General features: G+C 43.3%; 30 protein-coding genes. 3 read left to right on the top strand and 27 right to left on the bottom strand.

Annotation, left to right across the window (positions count from 1 at the left end):
* Nucleotides 1-38: 38 nt before the first annotated feature.
* The 3 genes from recG to IGI92_RS01450 form a co-directional block, all read right to left on the bottom strand.
* On the bottom strand, nt 39-2105 hold the full coding sequence (gene recG, locus IGI92_RS01460; protein WP_430607722.1) for an ATP-dependent DNA helicase RecG: 2067 nt from the start codon (nt 2103-2105) through the stop codon (nt 39-41).
* A 77-nt stretch (nt 2106-2182) separates the two neighbouring features.
* Entirely contained in the window at nt 2183-3865 is a 1683-nt protein-coding gene (locus IGI92_RS01455) for a DAK2 domain-containing protein (protein WP_005232500.1), read from the bottom strand.
* A gap of 46 nt (nt 3866-3911) precedes the next feature.
* Nucleotides 3912-4274 (bottom strand): Asp23/Gls24 family envelope stress response protein, encoded by a 363-nt coding sequence (locus tag IGI92_RS01450; RefSeq protein WP_005227125.1) that lies wholly within the window; start codon nt 4272-4274, stop codon nt 3912-3914.
* A 266-nt stretch (nt 4275-4540) separates the two neighbouring features.
* Here IGI92_RS01450 and rpmB point away from each other — a divergent pair, with 266 nt between their 5' ends.
* Nucleotides 4541-4729, top strand: coding sequence for a 50S ribosomal protein L28 (gene rpmB / locus IGI92_RS01445; RefSeq protein ID WP_005232504.1), 189 nt, complete (start codon nt 4541-4543; stop codon nt 4727-4729).
* 162 nt (nt 4730-4891) lie between these two features.
* Nucleotides 4892-7540, top strand: coding sequence for a YfhO family protein (locus IGI92_RS01440; protein ID WP_034872076.1), 2649 nt, complete (start codon nt 4892-4894; stop codon nt 7538-7540).
* Between the two features lie 208 nt (nt 7541-7748).
* On the opposite strand, the gene IGI92_RS01435 is transcribed toward IGI92_RS01440, so the two are convergent.
* Entirely contained in the window at nt 7749-8735 is a 987-nt protein-coding gene (locus IGI92_RS01435; protein WP_420657321.1) for an Rgg/GadR/MutR family transcriptional regulator, read from the bottom strand.
* A gap of 302 nt (nt 8736-9037) precedes the next feature.
* Here IGI92_RS01435 and IGI92_RS01430 point away from each other — a divergent pair, with 302 nt between their 5' ends.
* Nucleotides 9038-10351 carry an MFS transporter gene (locus IGI92_RS01430; protein ID WP_061053635.1) on the top strand — a complete coding sequence of 438 codons (1314 nt, stop codon included), beginning with the start codon at nt 9038-9040 and terminating at the stop codon, nt 10349-10351.
* A 57-nt stretch (nt 10352-10408) separates the two neighbouring features.
* Here the strand turns inward: IGI92_RS01430 and truA are convergent, their stop codons facing one another.
* The 23 genes from truA to rpsQ all read right to left on the bottom strand — a co-directional run bounded on the left by truA (nt 10409) and on the right by rpsQ (nt 23295).
* Complete coding sequence (truA, locus tag IGI92_RS01425) at nt 10409-11155, bottom strand: tRNA pseudouridine(38-40) synthase TruA (RefSeq protein WP_244732896.1); 747 nt, start codon at nt 11153-11155, stop codon at nt 10409-10411.
* Between the two features lie 156 nt (nt 11156-11311).
* Nucleotides 11312-12109, bottom strand: a complete 798-nt coding sequence (locus tag IGI92_RS01420; protein ID WP_005227113.1) for an energy-coupling factor transporter transmembrane component T family protein — start codon at nt 12107-12109, stop codon at nt 11312-11314.
* Nucleotides 12099-12965 (bottom strand): energy-coupling factor ABC transporter ATP-binding protein, encoded by an 867-nt coding sequence (locus tag IGI92_RS01415; RefSeq protein ID WP_008376364.1) that lies wholly within the window; start codon nt 12963-12965, stop codon nt 12099-12101. The genes IGI92_RS01420 and IGI92_RS01415 overlap by 11 nt, the downstream gene beginning before the upstream one ends.
* Complete coding sequence (locus IGI92_RS01410) at nt 12941-13777, bottom strand: energy-coupling factor ABC transporter ATP-binding protein (protein ID WP_005227109.1); 837 nt, start codon at nt 13775-13777, stop codon at nt 12941-12943. Before IGI92_RS01410 ends, IGI92_RS01415 begins: the two co-directional genes overlap by 25 nt.
* A gap of 271 nt (nt 13778-14048) precedes the next feature.
* Nucleotides 14049-14429, bottom strand: coding sequence for a 50S ribosomal protein L17 (gene rplQ, locus IGI92_RS01405; protein WP_003128038.1), 381 nt, complete (start codon nt 14427-14429; stop codon nt 14049-14051).
* Between the two features lie 70 nt (nt 14430-14499).
* Nucleotides 14500-15438 carry a DNA-directed RNA polymerase subunit alpha gene (locus tag IGI92_RS01400; protein ID WP_008376367.1) on the bottom strand — a complete coding sequence of 313 codons (939 nt, stop codon included), beginning with the start codon at nt 15436-15438 and terminating at the stop codon, nt 14500-14502.
* Between the two features lie 79 nt (nt 15439-15517).
* Nucleotides 15518-15907, bottom strand: coding sequence for a 30S ribosomal protein S11 (gene rpsK, locus IGI92_RS01395; RefSeq protein ID WP_005227104.1), 390 nt, complete (start codon nt 15905-15907; stop codon nt 15518-15520).
* Between the two features lie 27 nt (nt 15908-15934).
* Nucleotides 15935-16300 (bottom strand): 30S ribosomal protein S13, encoded by a 366-nt coding sequence (gene rpsM / locus IGI92_RS01390; RefSeq protein WP_005227102.1) that lies wholly within the window; start codon nt 16298-16300, stop codon nt 15935-15937.
* Between the two features lie 17 nt (nt 16301-16317).
* Nucleotides 16318-16434, bottom strand: a complete 117-nt coding sequence (gene rpmJ, locus IGI92_RS01385) for a 50S ribosomal protein L36 (protein ID WP_002288710.1) — start codon at nt 16432-16434, stop codon at nt 16318-16320.
* A 32-nt stretch (nt 16435-16466) separates the two neighbouring features.
* A complete protein-coding gene (gene infA / locus IGI92_RS01380) occupies nt 16467-16685 on the bottom strand; it encodes a translation initiation factor IF-1 (protein ID WP_002288695.1) in 219 nt (72 codons plus the stop codon).
* 188 nt (nt 16686-16873) lie between these two features.
* Nucleotides 16874-17518, bottom strand: coding sequence for an adenylate kinase (locus tag IGI92_RS01375; RefSeq protein ID WP_005227100.1), 645 nt, complete (start codon nt 17516-17518; stop codon nt 16874-16876).
* 60 nt (nt 17519-17578) lie between these two features.
* Nucleotides 17579-18874, bottom strand: coding sequence for a preprotein translocase subunit SecY (gene secY, locus IGI92_RS01370; protein ID WP_005227099.1), 1296 nt, complete (start codon nt 18872-18874; stop codon nt 17579-17581).
* A complete protein-coding gene (rplO, locus tag IGI92_RS01365; protein WP_003128016.1) occupies nt 18874-19314 on the bottom strand; it encodes a 50S ribosomal protein L15 in 441 nt (146 codons plus the stop codon). Before rplO ends, secY begins: the two co-directional genes overlap by 1 nt.
* A 40-nt stretch (nt 19315-19354) precedes the next feature.
* The gene (gene rpmD / locus IGI92_RS01360) at nt 19355-19534 is read right to left on the bottom strand and encodes a 50S ribosomal protein L30 (RefSeq protein ID WP_003128015.1); all 180 of its coding nucleotides are present in this window, start codon (nt 19532-19534) and stop codon (nt 19355-19357) included.
* A gap of 13 nt (nt 19535-19547) precedes the next feature.
* Nucleotides 19548-20048 carry a 30S ribosomal protein S5 gene (gene rpsE / locus IGI92_RS01355; protein ID WP_003128014.1) on the bottom strand — a complete coding sequence of 167 codons (501 nt, stop codon included), beginning with the start codon at nt 20046-20048 and terminating at the stop codon, nt 19548-19550.
* Between the two features lie 20 nt (nt 20049-20068).
* Complete coding sequence (gene rplR, locus IGI92_RS01350; RefSeq protein ID WP_005227097.1) at nt 20069-20425, bottom strand: 50S ribosomal protein L18; 357 nt, start codon at nt 20423-20425, stop codon at nt 20069-20071.
* A gap of 57 nt (nt 20426-20482) precedes the next feature.
* The gene (rplF, locus tag IGI92_RS01345) at nt 20483-21019 is read right to left on the bottom strand and encodes a 50S ribosomal protein L6 (protein ID WP_005227095.1); all 537 of its coding nucleotides are present in this window, start codon (nt 21017-21019) and stop codon (nt 20483-20485) included.
* Between the two features lie 31 nt (nt 21020-21050).
* Nucleotides 21051-21449, bottom strand: coding sequence for a 30S ribosomal protein S8 (gene rpsH / locus IGI92_RS01340; protein WP_005227093.1), 399 nt, complete (start codon nt 21447-21449; stop codon nt 21051-21053).
* Nucleotides 21450-21481: 32 nt separating this feature from the next.
* Nucleotides 21482-21667: a type Z 30S ribosomal protein S14 gene (locus tag IGI92_RS01335; RefSeq protein WP_003128010.1), complete on the bottom strand. Its 186-nt coding sequence runs from the start codon at nt 21665-21667 to the stop codon at nt 21482-21484.
* Nucleotides 21668-21685: 18 nt separating this feature from the next.
* On the bottom strand, nt 21686-22225 hold the full coding sequence (gene rplE / locus IGI92_RS01330; RefSeq protein WP_005227088.1) for a 50S ribosomal protein L5: 540 nt from the start codon (nt 22223-22225) through the stop codon (nt 21686-21688).
* Between the two features lie 27 nt (nt 22226-22252).
* Complete coding sequence (gene rplX, locus IGI92_RS01325) at nt 22253-22564, bottom strand: 50S ribosomal protein L24 (protein WP_005232526.1); 312 nt, start codon at nt 22562-22564, stop codon at nt 22253-22255.
* Nucleotides 22565-22599: 35 nt separating this feature from the next.
* Entirely contained in the window at nt 22600-22968 is a 369-nt protein-coding gene (rplN, locus tag IGI92_RS01320) for a 50S ribosomal protein L14 (RefSeq protein WP_003128006.1), read from the bottom strand.
* 60 nt (nt 22969-23028) lie between these two features.
* Entirely contained in the window at nt 23029-23295 is a 267-nt protein-coding gene (gene rpsQ / locus IGI92_RS01315; protein ID WP_005232528.1) for a 30S ribosomal protein S17, read from the bottom strand.
* Nucleotides 23296-23309 lie beyond the last annotated feature (14 nt).

Here is a 23309-nt window from a genome sequence, read left to right as displayed (position 1 = left end):
CCACTCCCTTCATTTTCCCAATCAGTATAGCATATTCTTTAATCAAAAAATTGTTTGTCTGCTTTTTTTGCTGCCAAATAGTTCGCCAATGCCGAAAATTCTGGCAACAGCTGCCAGCTGTTTTTTTGCCAAAGCTGGGTAGCTTCGACTTGTGCCACTTCTAGAATATGGGCATCCGCGACCAAATCGGCAGCCGCAAACTCTGGCAAGCCCGATTGTCGATTGCCGAAGACTTCTCCTGGCCCCCGCAACTGCAGGTCTTTTTCGCTGACTACAAAGCCGTTGGTGGTTTTTGTCATGATTTTCATTCGTTCGACCCCCGTCTCATTTTTCGGGTTCGCGATCAAAATACAGTAAGAAGCATCGGCGCCGCGTCCTACCCGTCCACGTAATTGGTGGAGCTGGGCTAATCCGAAACGATCAGCATCGATGATCAGCATCACTGTCGCATTGGGAACATTGACCCCTACTTCGATGACCGTCGTGGAAACCAAGATCTGCAGTTGATTTTCTTTGAATGCTTCCATAATAGTGTCTTTTTCTTGATTCTTCATTTTCCCGTGCAACATCCCTACTTGATAGGTTGGGGAAAAATAACTTTGCAGCTGCTCATAAATCTCCGTGGCATTCTTGACATCCAGCATTTCGGATTCTTCGATCAAAGGACAGATGACATACATCTGATGCCCCTGTGCCAATTCTTTTTGCGCCCACTCTAAGATCGATTCAAACTGCGGCGGTCTGACCCAGCGAGTCTCTACAGGAATCCGTCCTGCCGGCATTTCATCGATCACCGAAACATCCATTTCGCCATAGGCGGTGATCGCTAGTGTACGTGGGATCGGTGTGGCGGTCATAAAGAGCACATCAGGCAGATAGCCTTTTTCCCTTAAGACTTTTCGCTGATTGACCCCAAAACGGTGTTGTTCATCGGTGATGACTAAGCCAAGATGTGCAAAGTCTACCCCTTCTTGGATCAGCGCATGGGTCCCAACGATGATATCGATCTCCCCGGCTGCTAATTGTTCTAAGATGACCCGCCGTTCTTTTGGTTTGGTCGAGCCTGTCAAAAGAGCGGTGGTCACTTCTAAGGGGTCAAAGAGTTGATTCAAGCTTTCTAGGTGCTGTTGGGCCAAAATTTCAGTCGGCACCATCAGTGCGCCCTGAAAGCCAGCCGTCATCGTAGCATAGAGGGCGATCGCCGCAACGACTGTTTTCCCGCTCCCTACATCTCCTTGCAAGAGCCGCTGCATGTGCTGCGGACTTTTCAGGTCATGGCAGATTTCATTGGTCACGCGCTTTTGCGCATTCGTCAATTCAAAGGGCAGTTTACGAGTAAATTCTTTCAAGCGTTGCACATCATAATCGATCGCCAAGCCGTTTTTCTCGGCTTTTTCGCTTTTCTTCAGTCCTTGGATCTGCATTTGGAACAAAAAAAACTCTTCAAAAATCACCCGACGCTTCGCTTGATGGCTCTCTTGGGGATCTTTGGGAAAATGCATTGCAAACATCGCGGATTTTCGATCCAACAACCGATATTTTTCGATCAATGACAAAGGCAAGATCTCCGTGATCTGATCACCAAAATCAAGGAATGCCTGTTTGATCAGTTCGATCAACACACTTTGACGCACGGCTTTATTGACATGATAAATTGGGGCAAAGTCTTCTGCGCTCTTGCTGCCGAGAATCTTCATTCCCGTCAGTCCTTTGCGTTTGGCGTCCCATTTGCCATAGACGGCGATCTCTTCTGAGACCTCTACTTTGTCCTTCAAATAAGGCTGATTGAAAAAGGAGACATTAAAGACATCGTGGTCTTGCATCATGCGAAATTGCAACCGACTTTTCTTGTAACCAAAGCGATTGATGACCGGTGGGGAAACGACGATCCCCTTGATCGTTACTTTTTCTTGGTCTTGAATCTCCGCTAATTGCCGTTCTTGAATGTCTTCATAACGAAACGGGTAATACTTTAGCAGGTCTTCGATGGTTTCGATTCCTAAACTCGCCAAGTCTTGGGCGCGTTTTTCTCCGACACCCTTTAATACCGTAAGTGGCTGATTCAGCATAGGTACCCTCCTTTTCCAAAAGTGATTTTGATTCATTGCAGGGGTTCCTGCATTCATAGAAAAAGACGGAGCCAAAAATCATCTACGATTTTTGCCCCCGCCGCCTAATTTGTTTATTCTGCTGAGAAAAGATATGGATAAACCGGCTGATCTCCTTGATGGATCTCTACTTCGATCTCAGGATGCAGTTCAACGATCGCTTCTTCGATTTTCGCTGCTTCTTTGGCTTTGCCTTCTTCACCGATAATGATGGTGACGATCTCAGTATCTTCTGTGATCATTTTTTCTAAGGTAGTCATAGAAGCAGAGAAACGATCAGGAACAGAAACAACGATTTTGCCGTCCACCATTCCTAAGAAGTCGCCTTCTGTGATTTCGATGCCATCAATTGATGTATTACGAATCGCATGGGTCACTGAGCCACTGACAACACTTGCTAAGACATCAGTCATCGCTTGCTGGTTTTCAGCTAGTGTGGATTGCTCGTGGAAGGCTAGCATCGCCGTCATCCCTTGAGAGATCGTCCGTGTTTCAACAACCGCTACTGGAATCTCGGAAACTTCCGCTGCTTGCTGCGCAGCCATAAAGATATTTTTGTTGTTCGGTAATACGATCACTTGATCAGCATTGACTTCATTGATTGCCACCAAAATGTCTTCTGTACTTGGGTTCATCGTTTGGCCACCACTGATGACATAAGAAGCGCCTAGGCTAGTAAACAATTCTTTCAAGCCTTCGCCAGCCGCGATCGCGATGATCGCAAATGGTGTCCGCGGACGTTTTACTGGTGCAGTTTTTGCTTCTTGCTGATCGTGTTCCAAGATTGTTTCATGCTGAAGACGCATGTTATCGACTTTGATTTTCACCAACGAGCCAAATTTTTGACCATAATTCATAACTTCGCCGGGATGTTCCGTATGGACATGGACTTTGATGATCTCATCGTCATTGACCACTAATAAGGAATCCCCTAACTCGTTTAAGTAATTACGGAATGTTTCATAATCAAATTCACTATCTACAGTCGGACCTTCACCGATCTTCACCATGATTTCTGTACAGTAACCAAAGGTGATGTCTTCTGTCGCTAAGTGCCCTTGAACGCTGCGATGATGTTCGGCATTGACCATTTCGTCCATAGCCGCTGGGGAAGGTTCGAAGATTTCATCGGCTGGGTATTCCCCAGTCAATGCATTTAAGAAGCCTTCATAGATAAACAACAATCCTTGACCGCCGCTATCTACCACGCCGACTTCTTTTAAGACGGGCAATAGATCAGGGGTTTTCGCCAATGAACGTTTTGCGCCGTGAACCACGGCTTTCATCACTTCGATACAATCATCGGTAGTTTGTGCTTTTTTCTCGCCATATTCAGCTGAGATGCGTGCCACAGTCAAGATGGTTCCTTCCACAGGTTTCATGACTGCTTTATAGGCGGTTTCTACTCCATGAGTAAAGGCTTGAGCCAATTCTGGTGCAGTGAGTGTTTCTGCGGTCGGGATAGCTTTAGAAAAACCGCGGAATAATTGAGACAAAATGACGCCGGAATTCCCACGTGCGCCCATCAATAGTCCTTTTGAAAGTGTAGCGGCAAGATCGCCGACGTTTTCTGAAGTCGCATCTGCGACAGCTTTTGCTCCACTGGTCATGGATAGATTCATGTTTGTCCCGGTGTCTCCATCTGGAACAGGAAACACATTCAATGAGTTGACAAACTCTGCATTAACTTGTAGACGAGCCGCGCCTGCCTGCACCATTTCTTGAAACTGACTTGCGCTGATATTCGTTACCTTCACTTAGATAGTCCTCCTTAAAATCATCCGCCATGAACGGATCCCTTGCCTAATCTGGCAGTACACGTACGCCTTGAACAAATACATTTACCGAGTTCGCAGATACACCTAGCATCGTTTCTAAGTTGTATTTCACTTTTTCCTGCACGTTGCGGGAAACTTCGGAAATTTTTGTTCCATAGCTAACAATCGTGTATACATCCACTGCAATGCCGTTTTCTTCTTGGCGGACAACGACACCGCGAGAATAATTTTCTTTTCGTAAAATTTCATTGATGTTATCTTTGATTTGTTTCTTGCTAGCCATACCAACAATGCCGAACACATCTGTTGCTGCGCCTCCGACCACTGTTGCAATGACTTCATTGCTGATTTCAATAATACCTGATGAGGTTTGAATTTTTACAGCCATTTTATAGCCTCCTTCAATGGGCATGACCCATCTTTCTTCTTACATATTTTATCATAGCTGTACCGCAAATAAAAGGATGAGACATATGAAAAGGGGCTTTCTGACCAAACGTCTTGCATTTCGACCTTGTTTAATTTACAATGTTTACTGGGAAAAGTCAATGTTTCTTGAAAATTACTCTTGCTTTTTTCACCTTTCTGTGATAAATTCAGATGGTATGAGCTGAAATAGCGCTCCAACATCAAGGCAAAGGAGGAAATAACCACATGGCTAAAGTTTGTTACTTTACTGGACGTAAAACTGCAAGTGGAAACAATCGTTCTCACGCAATGAATGCGACAAAACGTACTGTGAAACCTAACTTGCAAAAAGTTCGCGTTATGATTGACGGAAAACCTAAAAAAGTTTGGGTGTCAACTCGTGCTTTGAAATCTGGAAAAGTTGAGCGCGTATAATTAGACCTTTTCGGCCGTTCGTTTTGAACGGCTTTTTTTGTACCCTTTTTTCTTTGGTGCGCTTTCACTTAGGTTTTCATTAAAGAAAATAGGTCTTTGTTTTTTTAATCGATTCACCTGTGGTAAACTAAGAAAAAATTGATAAAGAACAGGTGACTTCTTGTGACGAAAATAAAAACATTTGCCAAACAACATTGGCCTTATATGCTTGCTAGTTTCTTCTTGCCGTTTCTTATCATGGCAGTGATCTATTTGACCATCGGTATCTACCCCGGCAGCAGCCGCAGTGTCTTAGCCAGTGATGCCTTTTCGCAATTCTCAAACTTTCATGCCAGCTTTCGCAATATGCTCTTAGGCAAGCAAAGTATCTTTTATACATGGAACGCCTCTTTAGGCTTAAATTATCTGGCATTGATCTCCTATTATTTAGGGGGAATCTTCACTCCCCTCGTCTTATTTTTCCCAAATCAGCTAATGCCAGATGCCCTGTACTTTTTAACCTTGATCAAAATCGGCAGTGCAGGATTGGCGTTTTGGTTTTATGCCAGCCAAACCTTTAAGATCCAACGTTGGCAGCATGTGACCTTAGCAGTCTGTTATGCCTTGATGTCCTTCATCACCGCCCATTCGGAGCTGATCATGTGGCTTGATGCCATGATCTATCTACCGCTAGTGATTTTAGGTATTGACCGGTTAGTGAAAAAGAAAAAACCAGTCGTGTTATTTATCAGTTATCTGCTGTTATTTTTATCCAGTTTTTACATGGGCTTTATGATCGGTCTCTTTTCCGTGATGTATTTCTTGGTTCAATTGGGTCGCAACTGGAAGCAAGCTCGCGGGGCGATCATTCCTTACGGCATCACCTCTTTGTTAGCTGGCGGCGCCTCAATGGTGATCATCTTACCTGCCTTATTAGATTTGCGGTCGAACGGGGAAGAATTGACGACGATTTCTTCCTTTAAAACCGAAGCCACCGATGTCTTTGATCTCGTGATGAAAAACATGATCGGTGTTTACGATACGACAAAATACGGCTCCATTCCCTTCATCTATATCGGCTTATTGCCGTTGCTGTTGTGTATTTTATATTTTGTTTCGAAGAAAATCCGCTTGAAAGATAAATTCTTATATGCTGGCATGTTTGCTGTTTTGATCGCCAGTTTTTATATCGTGCCGATGAATCTTTTTTGGCACGGGATGCATGCCCCAAATATGTTCCTTTTCCGTTATGCCTATTTGTTCTCCTTCTTAGTGATCATGCTGGCGGGATACGGATGGGAGCAGCTGCAGCAAAAAGATCGCGGATTGTTTCTCATTATTGGTCTTTCTACGATCGTGGTATTTGCCCTCTCCTACGCATTGAAAGGAGCCGGAACCTATGAATATGTTTCCGCTACTTCCTTTGCGCTAACGATCGTATTCTTTGTTCTTTACTTGTTATGTATTGGGTTCGGGCAATTAGGTCTTTTAACACAAAAACGAGTGACGATCTTGATGCTGATCTTCGTCTGCGGAGAAATGGCCGTCAATACGAGCGGCATGGTTCGCGGAATTTTGAATGATTGGAACTATGCTTCTCGTAGTTTGTATACAGAACCTTATCCGGACATCAAAAAACTAGTCACTCAAGCCAACGAAGACAATGATACCTTTTTCCGATTAGAAAACCTTGATCCTGTTTCTTCCAACGACAGTATCAATTATGGCTACAGCGGGGTCAGCATGTTTTCTTCAATTCGTAACCGCAATTCCTCAAGCTACCTGGATAAGCTGGGCTTTCGGTCTCGCGGCACCAATTTAAATATCCGCTATCCGAATAATACCTTGCTGATGGATGCTTTTACAGGAATCAAATACAATATCTCCAAGCCAAATCTCACCAAATACGGCTTTCAACGAGTCGGAGAATCTGGTGAATACAAGCTCTATGAAAATCAAAATGCGTTACCTCTAGGTTTCTTGGCTGAACCGACCATCGAATCGATTGAACAGCCGCAAAACGACAACTTGACGAGCCAGAAAAATCTTTTCAATGGCTTGGCCGATTTAAATTTAGAGTATTTTGCCTTTCAGCCGATCACGGTGATCCATAGTAAAAATACAGATATCACCAATGACGGCATGTATATGAAATTTACTGAGCAAGAAAGCAATGTCGCAAAAGAAGTGACTTGGCAAGTGGAGGTTCCGGCGAACTCGCAAGCGTACTTGAGTCTCTTCCCTGCCAACTTCGGAGAATTGGAAAGCTCATCTGCCACCGTGACAGTCAACGGTCAGCAGCGAGAAACGCAAATCAGTATCAACGGTCAATACTACGACTTAGGACATTATGAGACCGATACGACGGTTCAATTCACCGTCAGCTTCTACGGAACGCCTGAAATCTCCTTCCAAAACCCGCAAGTCGTGACCTTGGATACCAACGCCTACCAACAAGCAATTGATGCGATCCAAGAACGAGGGGTCGCTATGACTGTCGGCAAACGCAGTGCCAAAGCCGACATCACGACTGAAAAAGAGCAGCAGCTTGTAACAACCATCCCTTATGACAAGGGCTGGACTGCTACGCTTGACGGCAAAGAAGTCCCAATCACGGCCTTTCAAGATGGCTTTATCAGTGTGACGATCCCAAGTGGCACCCATCACTTGGAACTCTCCTTCTTACCGCAAGGCTTTGTTATCGGTGTTTGCTTGTTCTTTGGCTGCATCGCATTGTTTATCTTGTTTGCTTGGTTTTACCAGAAACAAGTAGCCAAAAAGCAAGTCTTGGACAACCAACGCCAACTCATGGATCAACCACCAGAAACCTAATCGAAAAAGAACCAACTCGTCTTTTTGAGGCGATCTCCTTAAGTTAGAGCAAAAGCTGACTTATGGGTGTCGCTCAATGATCGGTGAGTTTGGTTCTTTTTTGTGCTCAGGTTCCGCAGTTGTTCGCTCTAGTGGTCTTAGCATCCATTACCGACTAAGTCCCCTTCGATGCGGGGCCAAATGCCTAGCCCGTTAGCCCTTAGAGCGTTTAGCGAAACATAAGATAACTGTTGGGTTCTTCCGCATTTTTCTTGATGGAGTGCAACGATCGCTCCCATAATTTAACCATTTTGGTTTGTTTTAAGACGCGAAAGATCGAAATCCCTTGATCGATTTTCAACAGTCCTTTTTCTTGATCGCCATAAATATACCAGTACCATCCTTGATAGCAAAGAAGATGCGTACTGTTTAGCATGTCTCCGCGATCTGCCAATAATTCCTCTGCAATGGTCAACACCTCTTTTGCCCACTCCAGGCGGCGAAAATTGACAAACGTCGTAAAACAACTAAAAATCAAATCCATTTGAATTTCTCGCATCAAGGACAAACCTTGTTCTTTTTTTGTGCGAGAGATAGCGATCTGCAGTAAGTGATAGGAGGTTTCGACAGGAAATAAGAATTGAAAATAACGAAACAGCAAAATCTCATAAACGCCCCAGTTGTCTACTTTCGTAAGGTAGGAAATGACGGGGCGGGTTTTGGTGCGTAGCTTTTCCATATAGTCGCCAGAAGAGTGATCGGGTTTAGGACCTGAGAGATTGATTTCATGTATCTCCTTTGTGATCTCAAGGTACAGAAAAACAAAAGAATGCTGTTTGGAAGCGGCGATCAGTTCGCTACGCATTTCCTCCAGCCCTTCTTTGCTTCTCTGGGCGTGGGCGTTACTCAAATAAGCTTCTTTGTTGATCCCTAAAATTCGATCCAGTAAATCCATAAATTCGCTCGTCATATAGCTGGGAAAGCTCATCAGGTTGTCGTGACCTTTTACGCCCTTTTGTTGCGCACGCAAATAATAAAACTCCTCCACTGTGACATGGATATTTTCTAATAAGCGTTCCAATCGATGAATACTGATACTTGAAGCACCTTGCTCAAATTTACTGATGAACGAGCGACTGTTTTGTTCATCCGCCACTTGAGCGATCGTATAGCCGCGCTCTTTGCGCAATTGTCGGTACAGTTTTCCTTCTTCCATAACCATCCTCCTCACAACGATCGGTCTACAAACACCAAACCAATCCCACTTCACGAATGAAGCTCCGCAATTAAATTTTCCTGTTCTAGATTCAAATTTAGATTCAAACCTATAAAATGTTGAGGAACAAAATCTGCGGCACCTTATTTACATGCCACTCTTTTAGCTGTTAACCACTCGTGACAGTAACCTCTGGTACGCTCCTGGTACATTTAAATTCCACTATAGTGGATTATTTTCTCTTCTTAGTATAAAGCATCCTATACTGATTTTACAACGTAGAACGTGAAAGGATGATTTCGATGAAAGAATATCAACAAAACAACGGCTATCGTGCCTTAGTCAACGCCGCCTTACTCAGCGGCATCGGCATGAGTTTATTTAATATCGTCTTTGTAGTTTATGCCAGTACATTACCCTTTAATGCCCTTGCTGTTTCCTTAGCCTCCATGGCACTGTTAGTCCCTGATCTCTTAAGGATCCTGACCGGCTATCTAGCCGATCGTACCAAAAACAAAGTGCAATGGATGATCAGCAGTCGACTATTACAAGGAGTCCTTTTTGTGGCACTCGCTTTTTTGATCCAACTGCCGCCTAGTTTATGGTCTTTCTTCCTTTTGCTAGGCATCAACATTGTATCTGATTGTTTGGGCGCTTATTGTTCTGGGTTACAGCTGCCCTATGTTCGCCGTCTTGTGCCTGCTGATTCCTTAGACAGTGCCATGGGCTTTCAAATGGCGTGTCAAACCACCGTTCAAATCGTCTTTCAAGGCATCGGTGCTTGGGGGATCATTTTACTGAATAATAACTTTGCGGCTTTTGGTTTGATCAATGCCGTGACGTTTTTCTTAGCCGCGATCGTGATCTTCCTGAACCGCTCGCTCTTCTATGCGGTGCCAGGGAAAATCAATCAAGCAGCAACACCACTCTTTCAGAATTTCTCGGATACTTTTAAATTATTGACTGGTACGGCTTTTCTTAAAAAGATGATCCTCTTTGCCTTACTGATCAATACCTTAGCTGCTAGTACGAGCGGTCTACTAAATCTCCAGCTGTTGGATGACCTTGCGCTTTGGTTTGCCACTTATGGCAACACCGTTGCGATGGCAGGCATCGCTACTTCGATCGGTATGGTCGCTGGCGCCTTGTTTGCTGCCGACTGGTTCAAGAATACCGGTCTGGTTCGCTTGATTGCGTATACCTCTTTCGTTTTATGTCTGTTGACCTTGAATTTTCTCTTCCTGCATAACCGTTGGCTCATGATTGCGCTGCTCTTTGCTGAAGGCTATCTGATTGGAAAAATCAATCCTCGCTTTTCGGCACATCTGATTCGTGAGATTGATGAAGAACATCTCGCCATCAGCAGCGGGATCTTTTCCACCATTGTAATGCTAGGGGGACCTGTCGGACAAATGGTCTTTTTAGGCATCGGCAATCGCTATCACGTTGCTTGGAGCTGGCTGCTTTACTTGCTTTTCGCATTTTTGGTAGCCATCGCCGCCTTAGTCGCTGCCGGTACCTTGGAAAAAACACCCACCACTGCTGCGCCTAAAAACGCGACGGCAAGGACTGAAGATTGGCAAGAAACCACCTCTGTTTTGCCTGAGAAAAAATAAAAACACAAGCTTTCGCTTTCTCTTGTTGTGTAAGAGCAGCGAAGCTTGTGTTTTTCCTTATTCATAAGCAACATGAACCAAATACAATCCTTCTGGATGAGCCGTGGGACCTGCCGCATTTCGGTCTTTTTGCGCAATGATTGCAGGAATGCTGTCAGGTGCGATCCGTCCATTGCCGATTTTCAGCAATGTGCCCACCATGATCCGGATCATCTTGTACAAAAATCCATCGCCGCGAAAGGTAAAAATCAACTCATCTCCAGCGTCATTGACCGCCATGGACGCCTCATGGATCGTCCGCGTTTTGTCATCGACTGAACTGCCCGTCGCACAAAAACTGGTAAAGTCATGGGTGCCTAAAAAATCTGGCAACGCCCGTTGGATTTTTTCCAAATCTAGCGGATACGGATAATAACTTGCATAATGACGGCGGAAAGGACTGCGGGGCTTCCCAATGTCTACCCGAAACTGGTAGGTTTTTTCAATGACTAAGTAGCGGGCATGGAAGGTATCGTCAACGATCTCCACCGATTTTACCGCAACATCTTCTGGCGTTTGGGTATCTAAACCAAAGCGCATTTTTTCCAGTGGGCGCTTTTGAGGGAAATCGAAGTGGATCACTTGCCCTTGCGCATGGACCCCCGCATCGGTGCGGCCAGAGCCATGAATCTGAATCAGCTGACCATTGTTCATCTTCGTTAATGTCTTTTCAATCTCTTCTTGAACCGTTCGTCCATTGGGTTGACGTTGAAATCCTTGAAAATTCGTGCCATCATAAGCGATCGTCGCTTTATAGCGGACCATTGAATCACCTGTTTCTTTCTATTTTTTTCAAAAAAAGGCCTATGAGAAAAGTCTGATCGGTCGACAGGTCTTTTCGAACCAGCCGCTGGGATTGCCAGCAGCCTTGATGCTCCGTTAAGAACCTTTCGTGGGTTGACTTCAATCATAGGTCTTCGATTATCCTCTTAAGAACACTAACGCTACTGTAAAGAGCGCAAAAACGATGACAACCAATGTGTCCCGTTGGTGCCAGTGCAAAATACGATACTTGGTACGCCCTTCGCCGCCTTGATAGCCTCTGGCTTCCATAGCGGTAGCTAGATCTTCCGCACGGTTAAAGCTGCTGACAAATAAAGGAATCAATAAAGGAACGATCGCCTTCATCTTCTGCAACAGTCCCCCTTCGCCGAAATCGACCCCACGGGCACGCTGGGCGTTCATGATTTTTTCTGTTTCATCCATCAAGGTTGGCACAAAGCGCAACGCAATCGACAGCATCAGTGAGATTTCATGGACAGGGAAACGGATCGCTTTTAAAGGACGCAAAATGTATTCGATCGCATCTGAAAGCTCTAATGGGGGCGTCGTTAACGTCAAGAGCGTCGACATGAAAATGATCAAAACAAAACGACAAAAAATAAAGATCCCGTTTTGGACACCAAATTCTGTGATGTTAAAGATCCACCAAGACCAATAGACGTCACCGCCGGTAGTAAACAAAATCTGTAACGCCACGGTAAACAAAATCAGCCAAATCAACGGTCGAACGCCTCGAATAAAGAAGCCAAAATCGATTTTTGAAAAGGAGATACAAAAGAGCGTAAAAGCACCCGCTAATAAATAGCTTTGCCAATTATTCGCCAAAAAGATAATCGCAATAAAATAAAAACTAGCAATCAATTTGACTCGTGGATCTAAACGGTGGATCAAGGAGTCTCCGGGAATAAAACGACCGAAAATCAGTTTATTCATCATGGGCAGTCGCCCCCTTTGCTACTAAAACATCTGCCAGCTCATCAGCTGTTAGTGGTAACTGCTCAAATGCCAGTCCTCTGGCTTGTAGTTGTTCCGCAAATGCGGTTGCTGTCGGTACCCCCAACTGCTTTTCTTGCAGCCAAGCAGTGTCTTGAAACACAACGGACGGCGTGCCGGCTTTGACGAGACGTCCCTTTTCTAACACATAGACATAATCAGCATAGTTCGCCACATCATCCATCAAGTGGGTCACTAAAATGATCGTCATGTTCTTTTCCCGATGCAGGCGATCAAACATTTCCATCATCTCTTTGCGTCCTTGTGGATCTAAGCCAGCTGTCGGCTCATCTAAGACCAAAACTTCTGGTTCCATAGCTAAGACTCCAGCAATCGCTACACGGCGCATTTGGCCCCCTGAAAGGTCAAATGGTGAACGTTCCAGAAAACTTTCATCTAAACCTACCAATTGAATGTATTCTTGGGCTAAACCTTTGGCTTCTTCTTCGGAGATGCCAAAGTTTTTCGGTCCAAAAGCGATATCTCTCGCAACGGTTTCTTCAAATAATTGGGATTCAGGAAATTGAAAAACGATCCCGACTTTTTTACGTAACGGTTTTAGATTTTTGTTGTCTGACTCGGGTTTGATGACTCGCTCACCGATCGTGACCGTTCCAGTCGTTGGTTTTAATAATGCATTCAAGTGCTGCAGCAACGTAGATTTTCCGCTACCCGTATGACCGACTAAGGCGGTATAAGAGCCTTCTTTGATCTCTAAATCGATATCGAACAAAACCCGTTGTTCAAACGGAGAATGCGGTTGGTAGGTGAATCCTACTTGTTCAAAACGGATGTCCATAGCCAATCCACCATCCCTTCTTCAGTTAAGTACGCTTGTGGTACCGTGACACCCCGCTGTTTTAGTGCCGCCTTTAATTTTTCAGGAAACGGCAGATCTAAGCCTAGCTCAATCAGTTCCGGACCTGCAGAAAAAATCTCTGCTGGTGTCCCTTCGCGGACGAGCTCTCCTTGACGCATCACCAGCACCCGATTGGCGTTGGCTGCTTCATCAATATCATGGGTGATCGATAGCACGGTCAAATTGTTTTTCTCTTTGATTTTTTTGATCGTTGCGATCACTTCTTCACGGCCTTCTGGATCTAGCATACTAGTGGCTTCATCAAGAATGATGATATCCGGGCGCAGTGCAACGACGCCGGCAATGGCTACCCGCTGTTTTTGACCACCAGAAAGGCGCGCGGGTTCCCGGGTCGCAAACTCGCTCATCCGTACTTGTTCCAGAGCGTCTTTGACACGAACCAGCATTTCTTCTCGCGGGATTCCTTGATTTTCTAAGCCGAAAGCCACATCATCTTCTACCGTCGAACCAACGAATTGATTGTCAGGGTTTTGAAAGACCATACCGACCATTTTTCGAATATTCCAGATATTTTCTTCATTCAAAGGCAATTCGCCGACAGAAACACTGCCTTCTTGTGGCAAGATCAAGCCATTGATGGTTTTTGCTAAAGTTGATTTTCCAGAGCCGTTATGGCCGATCAACGCCACCCATTCCCCTTTGTTGATGGAAAAGGATACGTTATTTAACGCGGCACGCTCTTCTTCGCTATAACGCACAGTAATAGCATTCAATTCAATGATTGGCTTCATGATAGACTCCTTCATTTGCGATTAATTCTTTCTAACACTACCAAAAAAGCGCACGTTTTTCAATGATTCGCGCACGATTTGTCTCCAGATCTTTTTTTCACTTGCCATCACCTGTCTTGACAGGTAATCGAAAGTAAAAAAAAAGCACTTTATGATGAGTGCGTACACCTCGAAATACATCGAGGTGTAGGCGCTGAGCTAGACTCGGAAAGTTTCTTCCAACATCATAACACTCTTAGTAAACATCTATAAAGTGATGATAAGTGTGATTTTAAACAAGTTCTAGGATAACCATTGGTGCAGCATCTCCGCGTCTTGGTTCTGTTTTCAAGATACGAGTATATCCACCTTGGCGATCTGTGTAACGAGGAGCGATATCATTGAATAATTTTTGTAATGCTGATTCAATAACTACTTCTTCGTTTTCTTCACGTACACTTGCAACTTCATTACGAACGAATGCTGCTGCTTGACGACGTGCATGCAAATCACCACGTTTACCTAAAGTGATCATTTTTTCTGCAGTTGAACGAACTTCTTTCGCACGAGCTTCAGTCGTAACGATACGTTCGTTAATGAATAAATCAGTTGTCAAATCACGCAACATCGCTTTACGTTGGCTAGATGTGCGTCCTAGTTTACGATAACTCACGTGGTTTCCCTCCTTCACTTTCGAATGTTGTATCGGTCAGACGAACCGAACTAACGTAATCGAAAACGGTTTAATCGTCTTTACGTAGTCCTAAACCTAAATCATGTAATTTCACTTTGACCTCTTCAAGAGATTTACGGCCTAAGTTTCTTACTTTGATCATTTCTGGTTCAGATTTGTTTGTCAATTCTTGTACAGTATTGATTCCTGCACGTTTTAGACAGTTGTATGAACGAACAGATAAGTCTAATTCTTCGATCGTCATTTCCAACATTTTTTCTTTTTGTGTTTCTTCTTTTTCAACCATGATTTCAGCGTTTTTCGCTTCATCTGTTAGGTTAACAAAGATGTCTAAATGTTCAGTCATGATCTTCGCAGACAAACTCATTGCTTCCAATGGTTCGATTGAGCCATCAGTCCATATTTCCATCGTTAATTTGTCGAAATCATCCCGACGACCGACACGTGTGTTTTCTACTTGGTAGTTGACACGACGTACTGGTGTATAGATTGAATCGACTGGAAGAACGCCGATCGGCATGTCTTCTTTTTTGTTTTCGTCCGCTTGAACGTAGCCGCGGCCAGGTTTCACTGTTAAGCGAGCATGGAACGTAGCACCTTCAGAAACGGTACAGATATACATATCTTTGTTAAGGATTTCTACATCACTATCAACGATGATATCGCCAGCAGTTACTGTAGCAGGTCCTGAAATATCAATTTCAAGGGTCTTTTCTTCATCCCCGTACATTTTCAATGCAAGACCTTTAATATTCAAGATGATTTGAGCAACGTCTTCCCGAACACCCTTAACAGTTGAGAATTCGTGTAAAACTCCATCGATTTGAATATTGGTGATTGCCGCACCAGGTAAAGAAGATAATAAAATACGACGTAGGGAATTTCCTAGTGTAGTTCCGTAGCCTCTTTCAAGAGGTTCCACGATGAACTTGCCATAATCTTTGTCTTCATCAATCTTTGCGATTCTTGGTTTTTCGAATTCAATCATTCTTATCTATTACCCCTTTCAAAACGAAAAGTGTCTTGTTCAATGACGTATTTGTTACACTCAAAATGAGCAGCACTCATTAAACACGACGGCGTTTTGGAGGGCGGCATCCATTATGAGGGACTGGAGTCACGTCACGGATCGCACTCACTTCCAAACCTGCTGCTTGTAATGAACGAATTGCTGCTTCACGTCCAGAACCAGGTCCTTTAACTGTTACTTCAACAGTTCTTAATCCGTGTTCCATTGCTGCTTTGGTAGCTGTTTCTGCTGCCATTTGAGCGGCAAAAGGAGTAGATTTTTTGCTTCCTTTGAAACCTAATGAACCAGCTGATGACCATGCTAATGCATTACCATGAGTATCAGTGATCATTACGATTGTATTATTGAATGTTGAGTGAATATGTGCAATACCCGCTTCAATATTCTTTTTCACACGGCGTTTACGACTCACTTTTTTTGCTGCCATGAAGTTTTAACCTCCTTCACTTAGGAATTATTTTTTCTTGCCTGCGACTGTTTTAGACGGGCCTTTACGAGTACGTGCATTGTTTTTCGTGTTTTGTCCACGAACTGGCAATCCACGGCGATGACGGATCCCACGGTAAGAACCGATTTCCATCAATCGTTTGATGTTTAAGTTCACTTCACGACGAAGGTCACCTTCAACTTTTAATTTATCAACTTCTGCACGGATAGCATCTGTTTGTTCATTCGTTAAATCACGAACACGAACTTCTTCAGACACGCCAGCGTCAGCTAAAATTTGTTTTGCAGTCGTGTTACCAATACCATAGATATAAGTAAGTGAAACGACCACACGTTTATCACGAGGAATATCTACTCCTGCAATACGAGCCATATTTGTTACACCTCCGATTATCCTTGACGTTGTTTATGTTTTGGATTTGCTGGGCAAATCACCATAACGCGTCCTTTACGACGAATTACTTTACAATGTTCGCACATTGGTTTTACTGATGGTCTTACTTTCATGATAATACCTCCTGTGGTTTTACGGAGTACAATTATTTAAAGCGATAAGTAATGCGGCCACGGTTCAGATCATACGGGGATAATTCCACCGTTACTTTGTCTCCCGGTAAAATACGAATGTAGTGCATCCGGATCTTACCAGAAACGGTCGCTAGAACTTGGTGTCCGTTTTCCAATTCTACTTTAAACATTGCATTCGGCAAAGTTTCGACGACTGTACCTTCGACTTCAATCATATCTTCTTTTGCCACGCACAGTACCTCCTTGTACTTGTGATTTTCACACGATAAAATGGCGGAAACTCGGTTCCCACCTGATATTCTCAAACTATGCTCCTACTTAATAAAAAGTAGAAGTCGGACTGACATATTCTATCATATCCTGTCAAAGATTTCAAGAGAAAGTTTTAAGCTGCAAGTTGGACTCGGGCAATCTATGATTAGTCAATGATCTTTTGAACATCTTCGAATACAGCGTCGATGTCGCGATCCCCATCAATCGATTGCAATAACCCTTTGTCTTTGTAATAAGTCAAAATTGGTTCACTGCTTTTGATATTGACAGCTAGACGATTTTTGACCGTCTCAGGCTTATCATCTTCACGCTGGTAGAAGTCATGACTTCCACAACGATCACATGTTCCTTCCTCTTTGGGAGGATTGAACAATTTATGATAAGTTGCCCCACAATTGCGGCACATGAAGCGGCCGGCTAAACGTTCTACAAGAACTTCTTCAGGAACATGAATATCAATAACGGCATCAAGTTTTTTGTTAAGGTCAGCTAGCATCTCATCTAACGCTTTTGCTTGATCCAAAGTACGAGGAAAACCATCTAATAAGAAACCTTTCTCGGTATCAGGTTCAGCTAAACGTTCTTTAACGATCCCATTTGTAACCTCATCAGGAACTAATGCGCCTTGATCCATGTATGATTTTGCTTTAAGGCCTAGTTCTGTTTCGTTCGCCATCGCAGCCCGAAACATATCGCCTGTTGAAATATGAGGAAGACCGTATTCAGCAACGATACGTTCTGCCTGAGTACCTTTTCCAGCACCAGGTAATCCCATTAAAATGAAGTTCATTCTAATTCCTCCTGTAAGTTTTTGAATAGTGTTGAGGAAATCCTCAACACTTCAATAACTTTAATTGATGAAACCAGTATATTTCCGTTTCAGCATAAGCCCTTCTAACTGCTTGGCAGTATCAAGTGCCACACCGATAATGATCAATAGACTCGTTCCACCTAGTCCGATCGATTGCGGTAAATTCCAAGCCATCTGAGCGATGATTGGAAGTAAAGCAACCAATCCTAAAAAGATCGATCCCACCGTGCTTAATCGCATCAACAAACGCGATACATATTCTTCTGTTCCTTTACCAGGACGCACACTCGGAATGTAACTTCCTTGTTTTTGCAAGTTTTCCGCTAATTTCTCAGGGTTCACTTGAACAAATGCGTAGAAGAAGGTAAACGCAACAATCAAGACAGTGTAGATGATCGCACCCGGTACAGTGTTGTAACTAAAGATCGTTTGCACCACTTCGTACCAAGTTTCTCCTCTATATGAACTACCTAATGCTTGAATGATCGCATTTGGTGTTGTAATAAAAGAACTGGCAAAGATAACTGGGATAACCCCGGCAGCATTTACTTTCAAAGGAAGGTAACTGCTGGTAGGCGCTCCTGCTACCCGTTTTGTATATTGGATCGGAATCTTGCGTTCTGCCTGTTGAACATACGTTACTAAAGTAATGACGATCAACACAGCGATCACAAGCAGCGCCATAAAGATAGCATTTAGCCAGATATCCGATTGATCCACGTTAATGAAGTAATCTTCAATCAATTCTTTGATGCTTGCTGGTAAGCGTGAAATGATCCCCGCAAAGATGATCATTGACACACCGTTTCCGATACCACGCTCGGTGATCTGCTCTCCTAACCAAGTGACTAACATCGTTCCGGCTGTTAAAATCAGTCCGATCACGATATAGGTTGCCATATTAGGATTGTTTACAAACCCGAGTTGAGTGTAATAGTTAAATCCAGCCGTTAATGTCATGGATTGGACAAAGCCTAATACCAACGTCAAGTAACGTGTTGCCTGATTTAATTTCTTACGACCCACTTCACCTTGTTTCGACCATTCAACAAATTTAGGGACGATATCCATCTGCAACAACTGAATGACAATTGAGGCAGTGATGTAAGGCGAAACCCCCATCGAGAAAATCGAAAATTGTTGCATGGCGCCACCACTTACCAAATTCAACATGTTTAAAAATGGTAGATCCGCGATGGTATTTAGGCGACTTGCGTCTACGCCTGGCACAGTAATATGTGTTCCCAGACGAAAGACAAACAAGATTAAGACGGTGAACAATATTCTGGATCTAATATCCTTAACCTTAAAGGCATCCTTCAATAGTCTGATCATTAGATCACCTCGATTGATCCACCAGCAGCAACGATTGCTTCTTCAGCTGCTTTTGAGAATTTAGCTGCTTTCACAGTCAATTTCTTCGTTAATTCTCCGTTAGCTAATACTTTGATTCCAGCTTTTTCGTCTTTGACGATTCCAGCTTCGTGTAAAGCAACAGGTGTTACTTCAGCACCGTCTTCAAAGCGGTTCAAGACATCAAGATTGATGACTGCATATTCTTTGCGGTTCACATTTGTAAAGCCACGTTTTGGTAAACGACGGAACAATGGTGTTTGTCCACCTTCGAATCCTAGACGTACTCCGCCGCCTGAACGAGCTTTTTGACCTTTTTGTCCACGTCCAGCTGTTTTACCGTTACCAGATGAAGTTCCTCGTCCGACACGGTTACGTACTTGGCGTGAGCCTTCTGATGGTTTTAATTCATGAAGTTTCATAGGTTTGGCACCTCCTTAATCAAACTAGATCTGCTGATCCTTAGACCTCTTCAACGTCCACTAAGTGAGAAACAGTGTTAACCATGCCTTTGATTGCATCATTAGCAGGTTTTACAACTGTTGAATTCAACTTTGTAAGACCTAACGCTTTTACAGTATCACGTTGGTTTTGGGGACGTCCGATAATACTGCGTTTTAAAGTAATTTTCAATTCAGCCATTATAGTGTCCTCCTTAACCGATTAATTCTTCTACTGATTTGCCGCGAAGTGCTGCCACTTCTTCAGCGCGTTTTAATTGTTTTAAACCTTCAACTGTTGCGCGAACAACGTTGATTGGTGTGTTAGAACCTAAAGATTTAGATGTGATATCAGCTACCCCAGCTAATTCCAATACGGCACGAACTGGTCCACCAGCAGCTACCCCAGAACCTTCTACAGCAGGTTTCATAAGGATGCGTCCGCCGCCGAATACACCGATAACTTCGTGAGGGATTGTAGAACCAACCATTGGTACTTCCACCAAGTTTTTCTTCGCGTCTTCGATTGCTTTACGGATTGCTTCTGGTACTTCTTGCGCTTTACCAGTACCGAAACCTACGTGTCCGTTTTTGTCACCGACAACAACTAATGCAGCAAAACGTAGACGACGTCCACCTTTAACAACTTTAGTTACACGGTTGATCGCAACAACGCGGTCTTCTAATTCCAAATGTTTTGGATCAATATAAACCATGAATGGTGTTCCTCCTTCTCTTAAAATTCCAGTCCATTTTCGCGAGCTGCTTCAGCTAAAGCTGCTACACGGCCATGGTAAAGGTATCCACCACGGTCAAAGACTACTACTTTAATACCTTTTGCTGCTGCACGTTCTGCGACTAATTTACCGACAGCTTGTGCTTGTTCAGTTTTTGTTGCACCTGAAACTTCTTTGTCTAAGGCAGAGGCACTTGCTAGCGTCACACCCGCTACGTCATCAATTACTTGTGCGTAGATGTTTTTGTTCGAACGGAACACGTTTAAGCGTGGGCACTCAGCAGTACCAGAGATTTTGTTACGTACACGACGATGTCTTTTCTGACGTGTCTTGTTTTTATCTGGTTTTGTAATCACAATTTGTCACCTCTTTTAATTTTGCTAGCCTAAGCTGCTAGTCGTAAAGAATTACGACTATTTACCAGTTTTACCTTCTTTACGGCGTACAAATTCGCCAACATAACGAATTCCTTTGCCTTTGTAAGGTTCTGGAGGACGAACGCCACGGATATTGGCAGCCAATTCGCCAACGACTTCTTTATCTGATCCTTTAACGATCACAGAAGTGTTTGAAGGAACTTCGATTTCGATTCCAGCTGGCGCTTCGATTTCAACTGGATGAGAGTAACCAACGTTCAATACAAGTTTTTTTCCTTGTAATTGAGCACGGTACCCAACCCCGATTAATTCTAACGCTTTTTGGAAACCTTCAGAAACACCAACAACCATGTTGTTGAAGTTTGCACGGGTAGTTCCGTGGATAGTTTTCATTTCTTTACTATCATTTGGACGAGTGAATGTTACTTCGTTTCCTTCGATATTCATTGTGATATCAGAAGAGAAAGTACGTGTTAATTCACCTTTAGGTCCTTTAACTGTAATGTCGTTTCCGTTTTGCTTGATTTCAACACCAGCAGGAAGAACGACGATCTTATTACCGATACGACTCACTTAGAGGCACCTCCTTGTGGAATATTTTAAATTACCATACATAAGCGACTACTTCGCCGCCAACATTTTTTGCTCTAGCTTCTTTGTCAGTGATTACACCGTCAGAAGTTGAGATAATCGCGATTCCTAGACCATTCAATACTTTTGGTACTTCGTCAGCTTTGACATAAGCACGCAAGCCTGGTTTAGAGATACGTTTTAAGTTTGTGATAACACGTTCACCGTTTTTACCGTATTTAAGAAATACGCGGATCACGCCTTGTTTGTCATCTTCAATGTATTCAACATCGCGGACGAAACCTTCACGTTTCAAGATTTCAGCGATATCACGTTTGATTTTTGAAGCAGGTACTTCTAGGCTTTCGTGTTTAACCATGTTTGCGTTACGCACGCGCGTTAGAAAATCTGCAATTGGATCTGTCATGACCATGGGATAATTTACCTCCTTTATGCGAGTATAGTTTACCAGCTAGCTTTCTTCACGCCGGGAATTTGTCCTTTATAGGCAAGTTCGCGGAAGCAAATACGGCAAAGATGAAATTTACGATAAACTGAATGTGGACGTCCGCAACGTTCACAACGAGTATATTCTTGCGTTGAGAATTTAGCAGGGCGTTTGTTTTTAGCAATCATTGATTTTTTAGCCACGTAGTTCGCCTCCTTTTTTTATTTTTGGAATGGCATGCCTAATTGTGTCAACAATTCACGAGATTCTTCATCTGTGTTTGCTGTTGTTACAATCACGATATCCATACCACGTACTTTGTCGATCAAATCATAATCTACTTCAGGGAAAATCAATTGTTCTTTGATACCTAAAGTGTAGTTTCCGCGTCCGTCGAACGCTTTTTTGCTCACACCGTGGAAGTCACGGACACGTGGCAATGACACACTTACTAGTTTATCTAAGAATTCATACATTCTTTCGCCGCGTAGAGTTACTTTCGCACCGATTGGCATTCCTTCACGTAAACGGAATCCTGCGATAGATTTTTTCGCTTTTGTGATCAATGGTTTTTGACCTGAGATCAATTGTAATTCTTCAACAGCTTTGTCTAAGTTTTTAGCATTAGAAACAGCGTCACCGACACCCATGTTGATAACGATTTTATCAACTTTTGGTGCTTCCATGATTGAGCTGTAGTTAAATTTGTCCATTAATGATGGGACAACTTCTTTTGAATATTTTTCTTTAAGGCGGTTCATCTGTTAGCCCCTCCTTCCTTCATCAGATTATTTATCAAGAACTTCTCCGGTTTTCTTAGAAACGCGGACTTTTTTGCCGTCAACTTCTTTGTAACCGACACGCGTAGCTTCACCGTTCGATGGATCAACCACCATCACGTTAGAAACATGAATTGGTGCTTCCATTTCAACGATTCCGCCTTGAGGAGCAGTTTGAGAAGGTTTTTGGTGTTTTTTGACAACATTGACACCTTCAACAACGACTTTGTCATTTTTAGGAAACGCTGCTAGCACAACGCCTTCTTTGTTTTTGTCTTTACCAGTGATAACTTTAACTTTATCGCCTTTTTTAACAAACATGTTTGTTTCGCACCTCCTTTAGATAAGAATCACTATTACAATACTTCTGGTGCTAGGGAAACGATCTTCATAAAGTTGCCTTCACGCAATTCGCGGGCAACTGGGCCAAAGATACGAGTTCCACGAGGGCTCTTATCGTCACGGATAATAACCGCAGCATTTTCATCGAATTTGATGTATGAACCGTCTGTACGACGAGCTCCTGATTTAGTACGAACGATAACGGCTTTAACGACGTCACCTTTTTTGACAACCCCACCTGGCGTTGCTTGTTTAACCGTAGCAACAATCACGTCACCAATATTGGCAGTTTTACGACCAGATCCGCCAAGGACTTTGATCGTTAGAATTTCACGGGCACCTGAGTTGTCCGCCACTCTTAATCGGCTTTCTGCTTGGATCACGATGTGTATCCTCCTTTCAGATTTTGCAATTCACAATCTATATAGGAAAATCTCGTGTGATTAGATAATCACTGCCTTTTCAACAATCTCTACTAGACGGAAACGTTTCGTAGCTGATAATGGACGAGTTTCCATAATTTTCACGATATCGCCAACTTTTGCTTCGTTGTTTTCATCGTGTGCTTTGTATTTCTTAGAATAGTTCAGACGTTTGCCGTAGATAGGGTGGTTTTTCTTTGTTTCAACGACAACAGAGATAGTTTTATCCATTTTGTCTGATACCACGCGACCTTGGTAAACTTTGCGTTGATTTCTTTCTTCAGTCATACGCTAAATGGCCT

Origin of the sequence: Enterococcus sp. DIV2379, from assembly GCF_050542965.1 — a bacterium.
GTDB lineage: Bacteria > Bacillota > Bacilli > Lactobacillales > Enterococcaceae > Enterococcus_D > Enterococcus_D entomosocium.
This window is presented reverse-complemented; position numbering and strand designations above follow the sequence as displayed.

Coding starts and splice junctions, on each gene's coding strand:
- IGI92_RS01410 (WP_005227109.1), bottom strand. CDS start 13,777: ATGAAGCCAATCATTGAATTGAATGCTATTACTGTGCGTTATAGCGAA.
- rpmJ (WP_002288710.1), bottom strand. CDS start 16,434: ATGAAAGTAAGACCATCAGTAAAACCAATGTGCGAACATTGTAAAGTA.
- IGI92_RS01375 (WP_005227100.1), bottom strand. CDS start 17,518: ATGAACTTCATTTTAATGGGATTACCTGGTGCTGGAAAAGGTACTCAG.
- truA (WP_244732896.1), bottom strand. CDS start 11,155: ATGGTCCGCTATAAAGCGACGATCGCTTATGATGGCACGAATTTTCAA.
- rpsE (WP_003128014.1), bottom strand. CDS start 20,048: ATGGTTTATATTGATCCAAAACATTTGGAATTAGAAGACCGCGTTGTT.
- IGI92_RS01450 (WP_005227125.1), bottom strand. CDS start 4,274: ATGGCTGTAAAAATTCAAACCTCATCAGGTATTATTGAAATCAGCAAT.
- IGI92_RS01400 (WP_008376367.1), bottom strand. CDS start 15,438: ATGATTGAATTCGAAAAACCAAGAATCGCAAAGATTGATGAAGACAAA.
- IGI92_RS01430 (WP_061053635.1), top strand. CDS start 9,038: ATGAAAGAATATCAACAAAACAACGGCTATCGTGCCTTAGTCAACGCC.
- rplO (WP_003128016.1), bottom strand. CDS start 19,314: ATGAAACTTCATGAATTAAAACCATCAGAAGGCTCACGCCAAGTACGT.
- rpsK (WP_005227104.1), bottom strand. CDS start 15,907: ATGGCAGCAAAAAAAGTGAGTCGTAAACGCCGTGTGAAAAAGAATATT.
- IGI92_RS01415 (WP_008376364.1), bottom strand. CDS start 12,965: ATGGACATCCGTTTTGAACAAGTAGGATTCACCTACCAACCGCATTCT.
- secY (WP_005227099.1), bottom strand. CDS start 18,874: ATGATCAGACTATTGAAGGATGCCTTTAAGGTTAAGGATATTAGATCC.
- rpsM (WP_005227102.1), bottom strand. CDS start 16,300: ATGGCTCGTATTGCAGGAGTAGATATTCCTCGTGATAAACGTGTGGTC.
- rpsQ (WP_005232528.1), bottom strand. CDS start 23,295: ATGACTGAAGAAAGAAATCAACGCAAAGTTTACCAAGGTCGCGTGGTA.
- IGI92_RS01435 (WP_420657321.1), bottom strand. CDS start 8,735: ATGGAAGAAGGAAAACTGTACCGACAATTGCGCAAAGAGCGCGGCTAT.
- IGI92_RS01420 (WP_005227113.1), bottom strand. CDS start 12,109: ATGATGAATAAACTGATTTTCGGTCGTTTTATTCCCGGAGACTCCTTG.
- rpmB (WP_005232504.1), top strand. CDS start 4,541: ATGGCTAAAGTTTGTTACTTTACTGGACGTAAAACTGCAAGTGGAAAC.
- rpmD (WP_003128015.1), bottom strand. CDS start 19,534: ATGGCTGAATTGAAAATTACTTTAAAACGCAGTATTATCGGACGTCCC.
- rplE (WP_005227088.1), bottom strand. CDS start 22,225: ATGAACCGCCTTAAAGAAAAATATTCAAAAGAAGTTGTCCCATCATTA.
- rplX (WP_005232526.1), bottom strand. CDS start 22,564: ATGTTTGTTAAAAAAGGCGATAAAGTTAAAGTTATCACTGGTAAAGAC.
- recG (WP_430607722.1), bottom strand. CDS start 2,105: ATGAATCAAAATCACTTTTGGAAAAGGAGGGTACCTATGCTGAATCAG.
- rpsH (WP_005227093.1), bottom strand. CDS start 21,449: ATGGTCATGACAGATCCAATTGCAGATTTTCTAACGCGCGTGCGTAAC.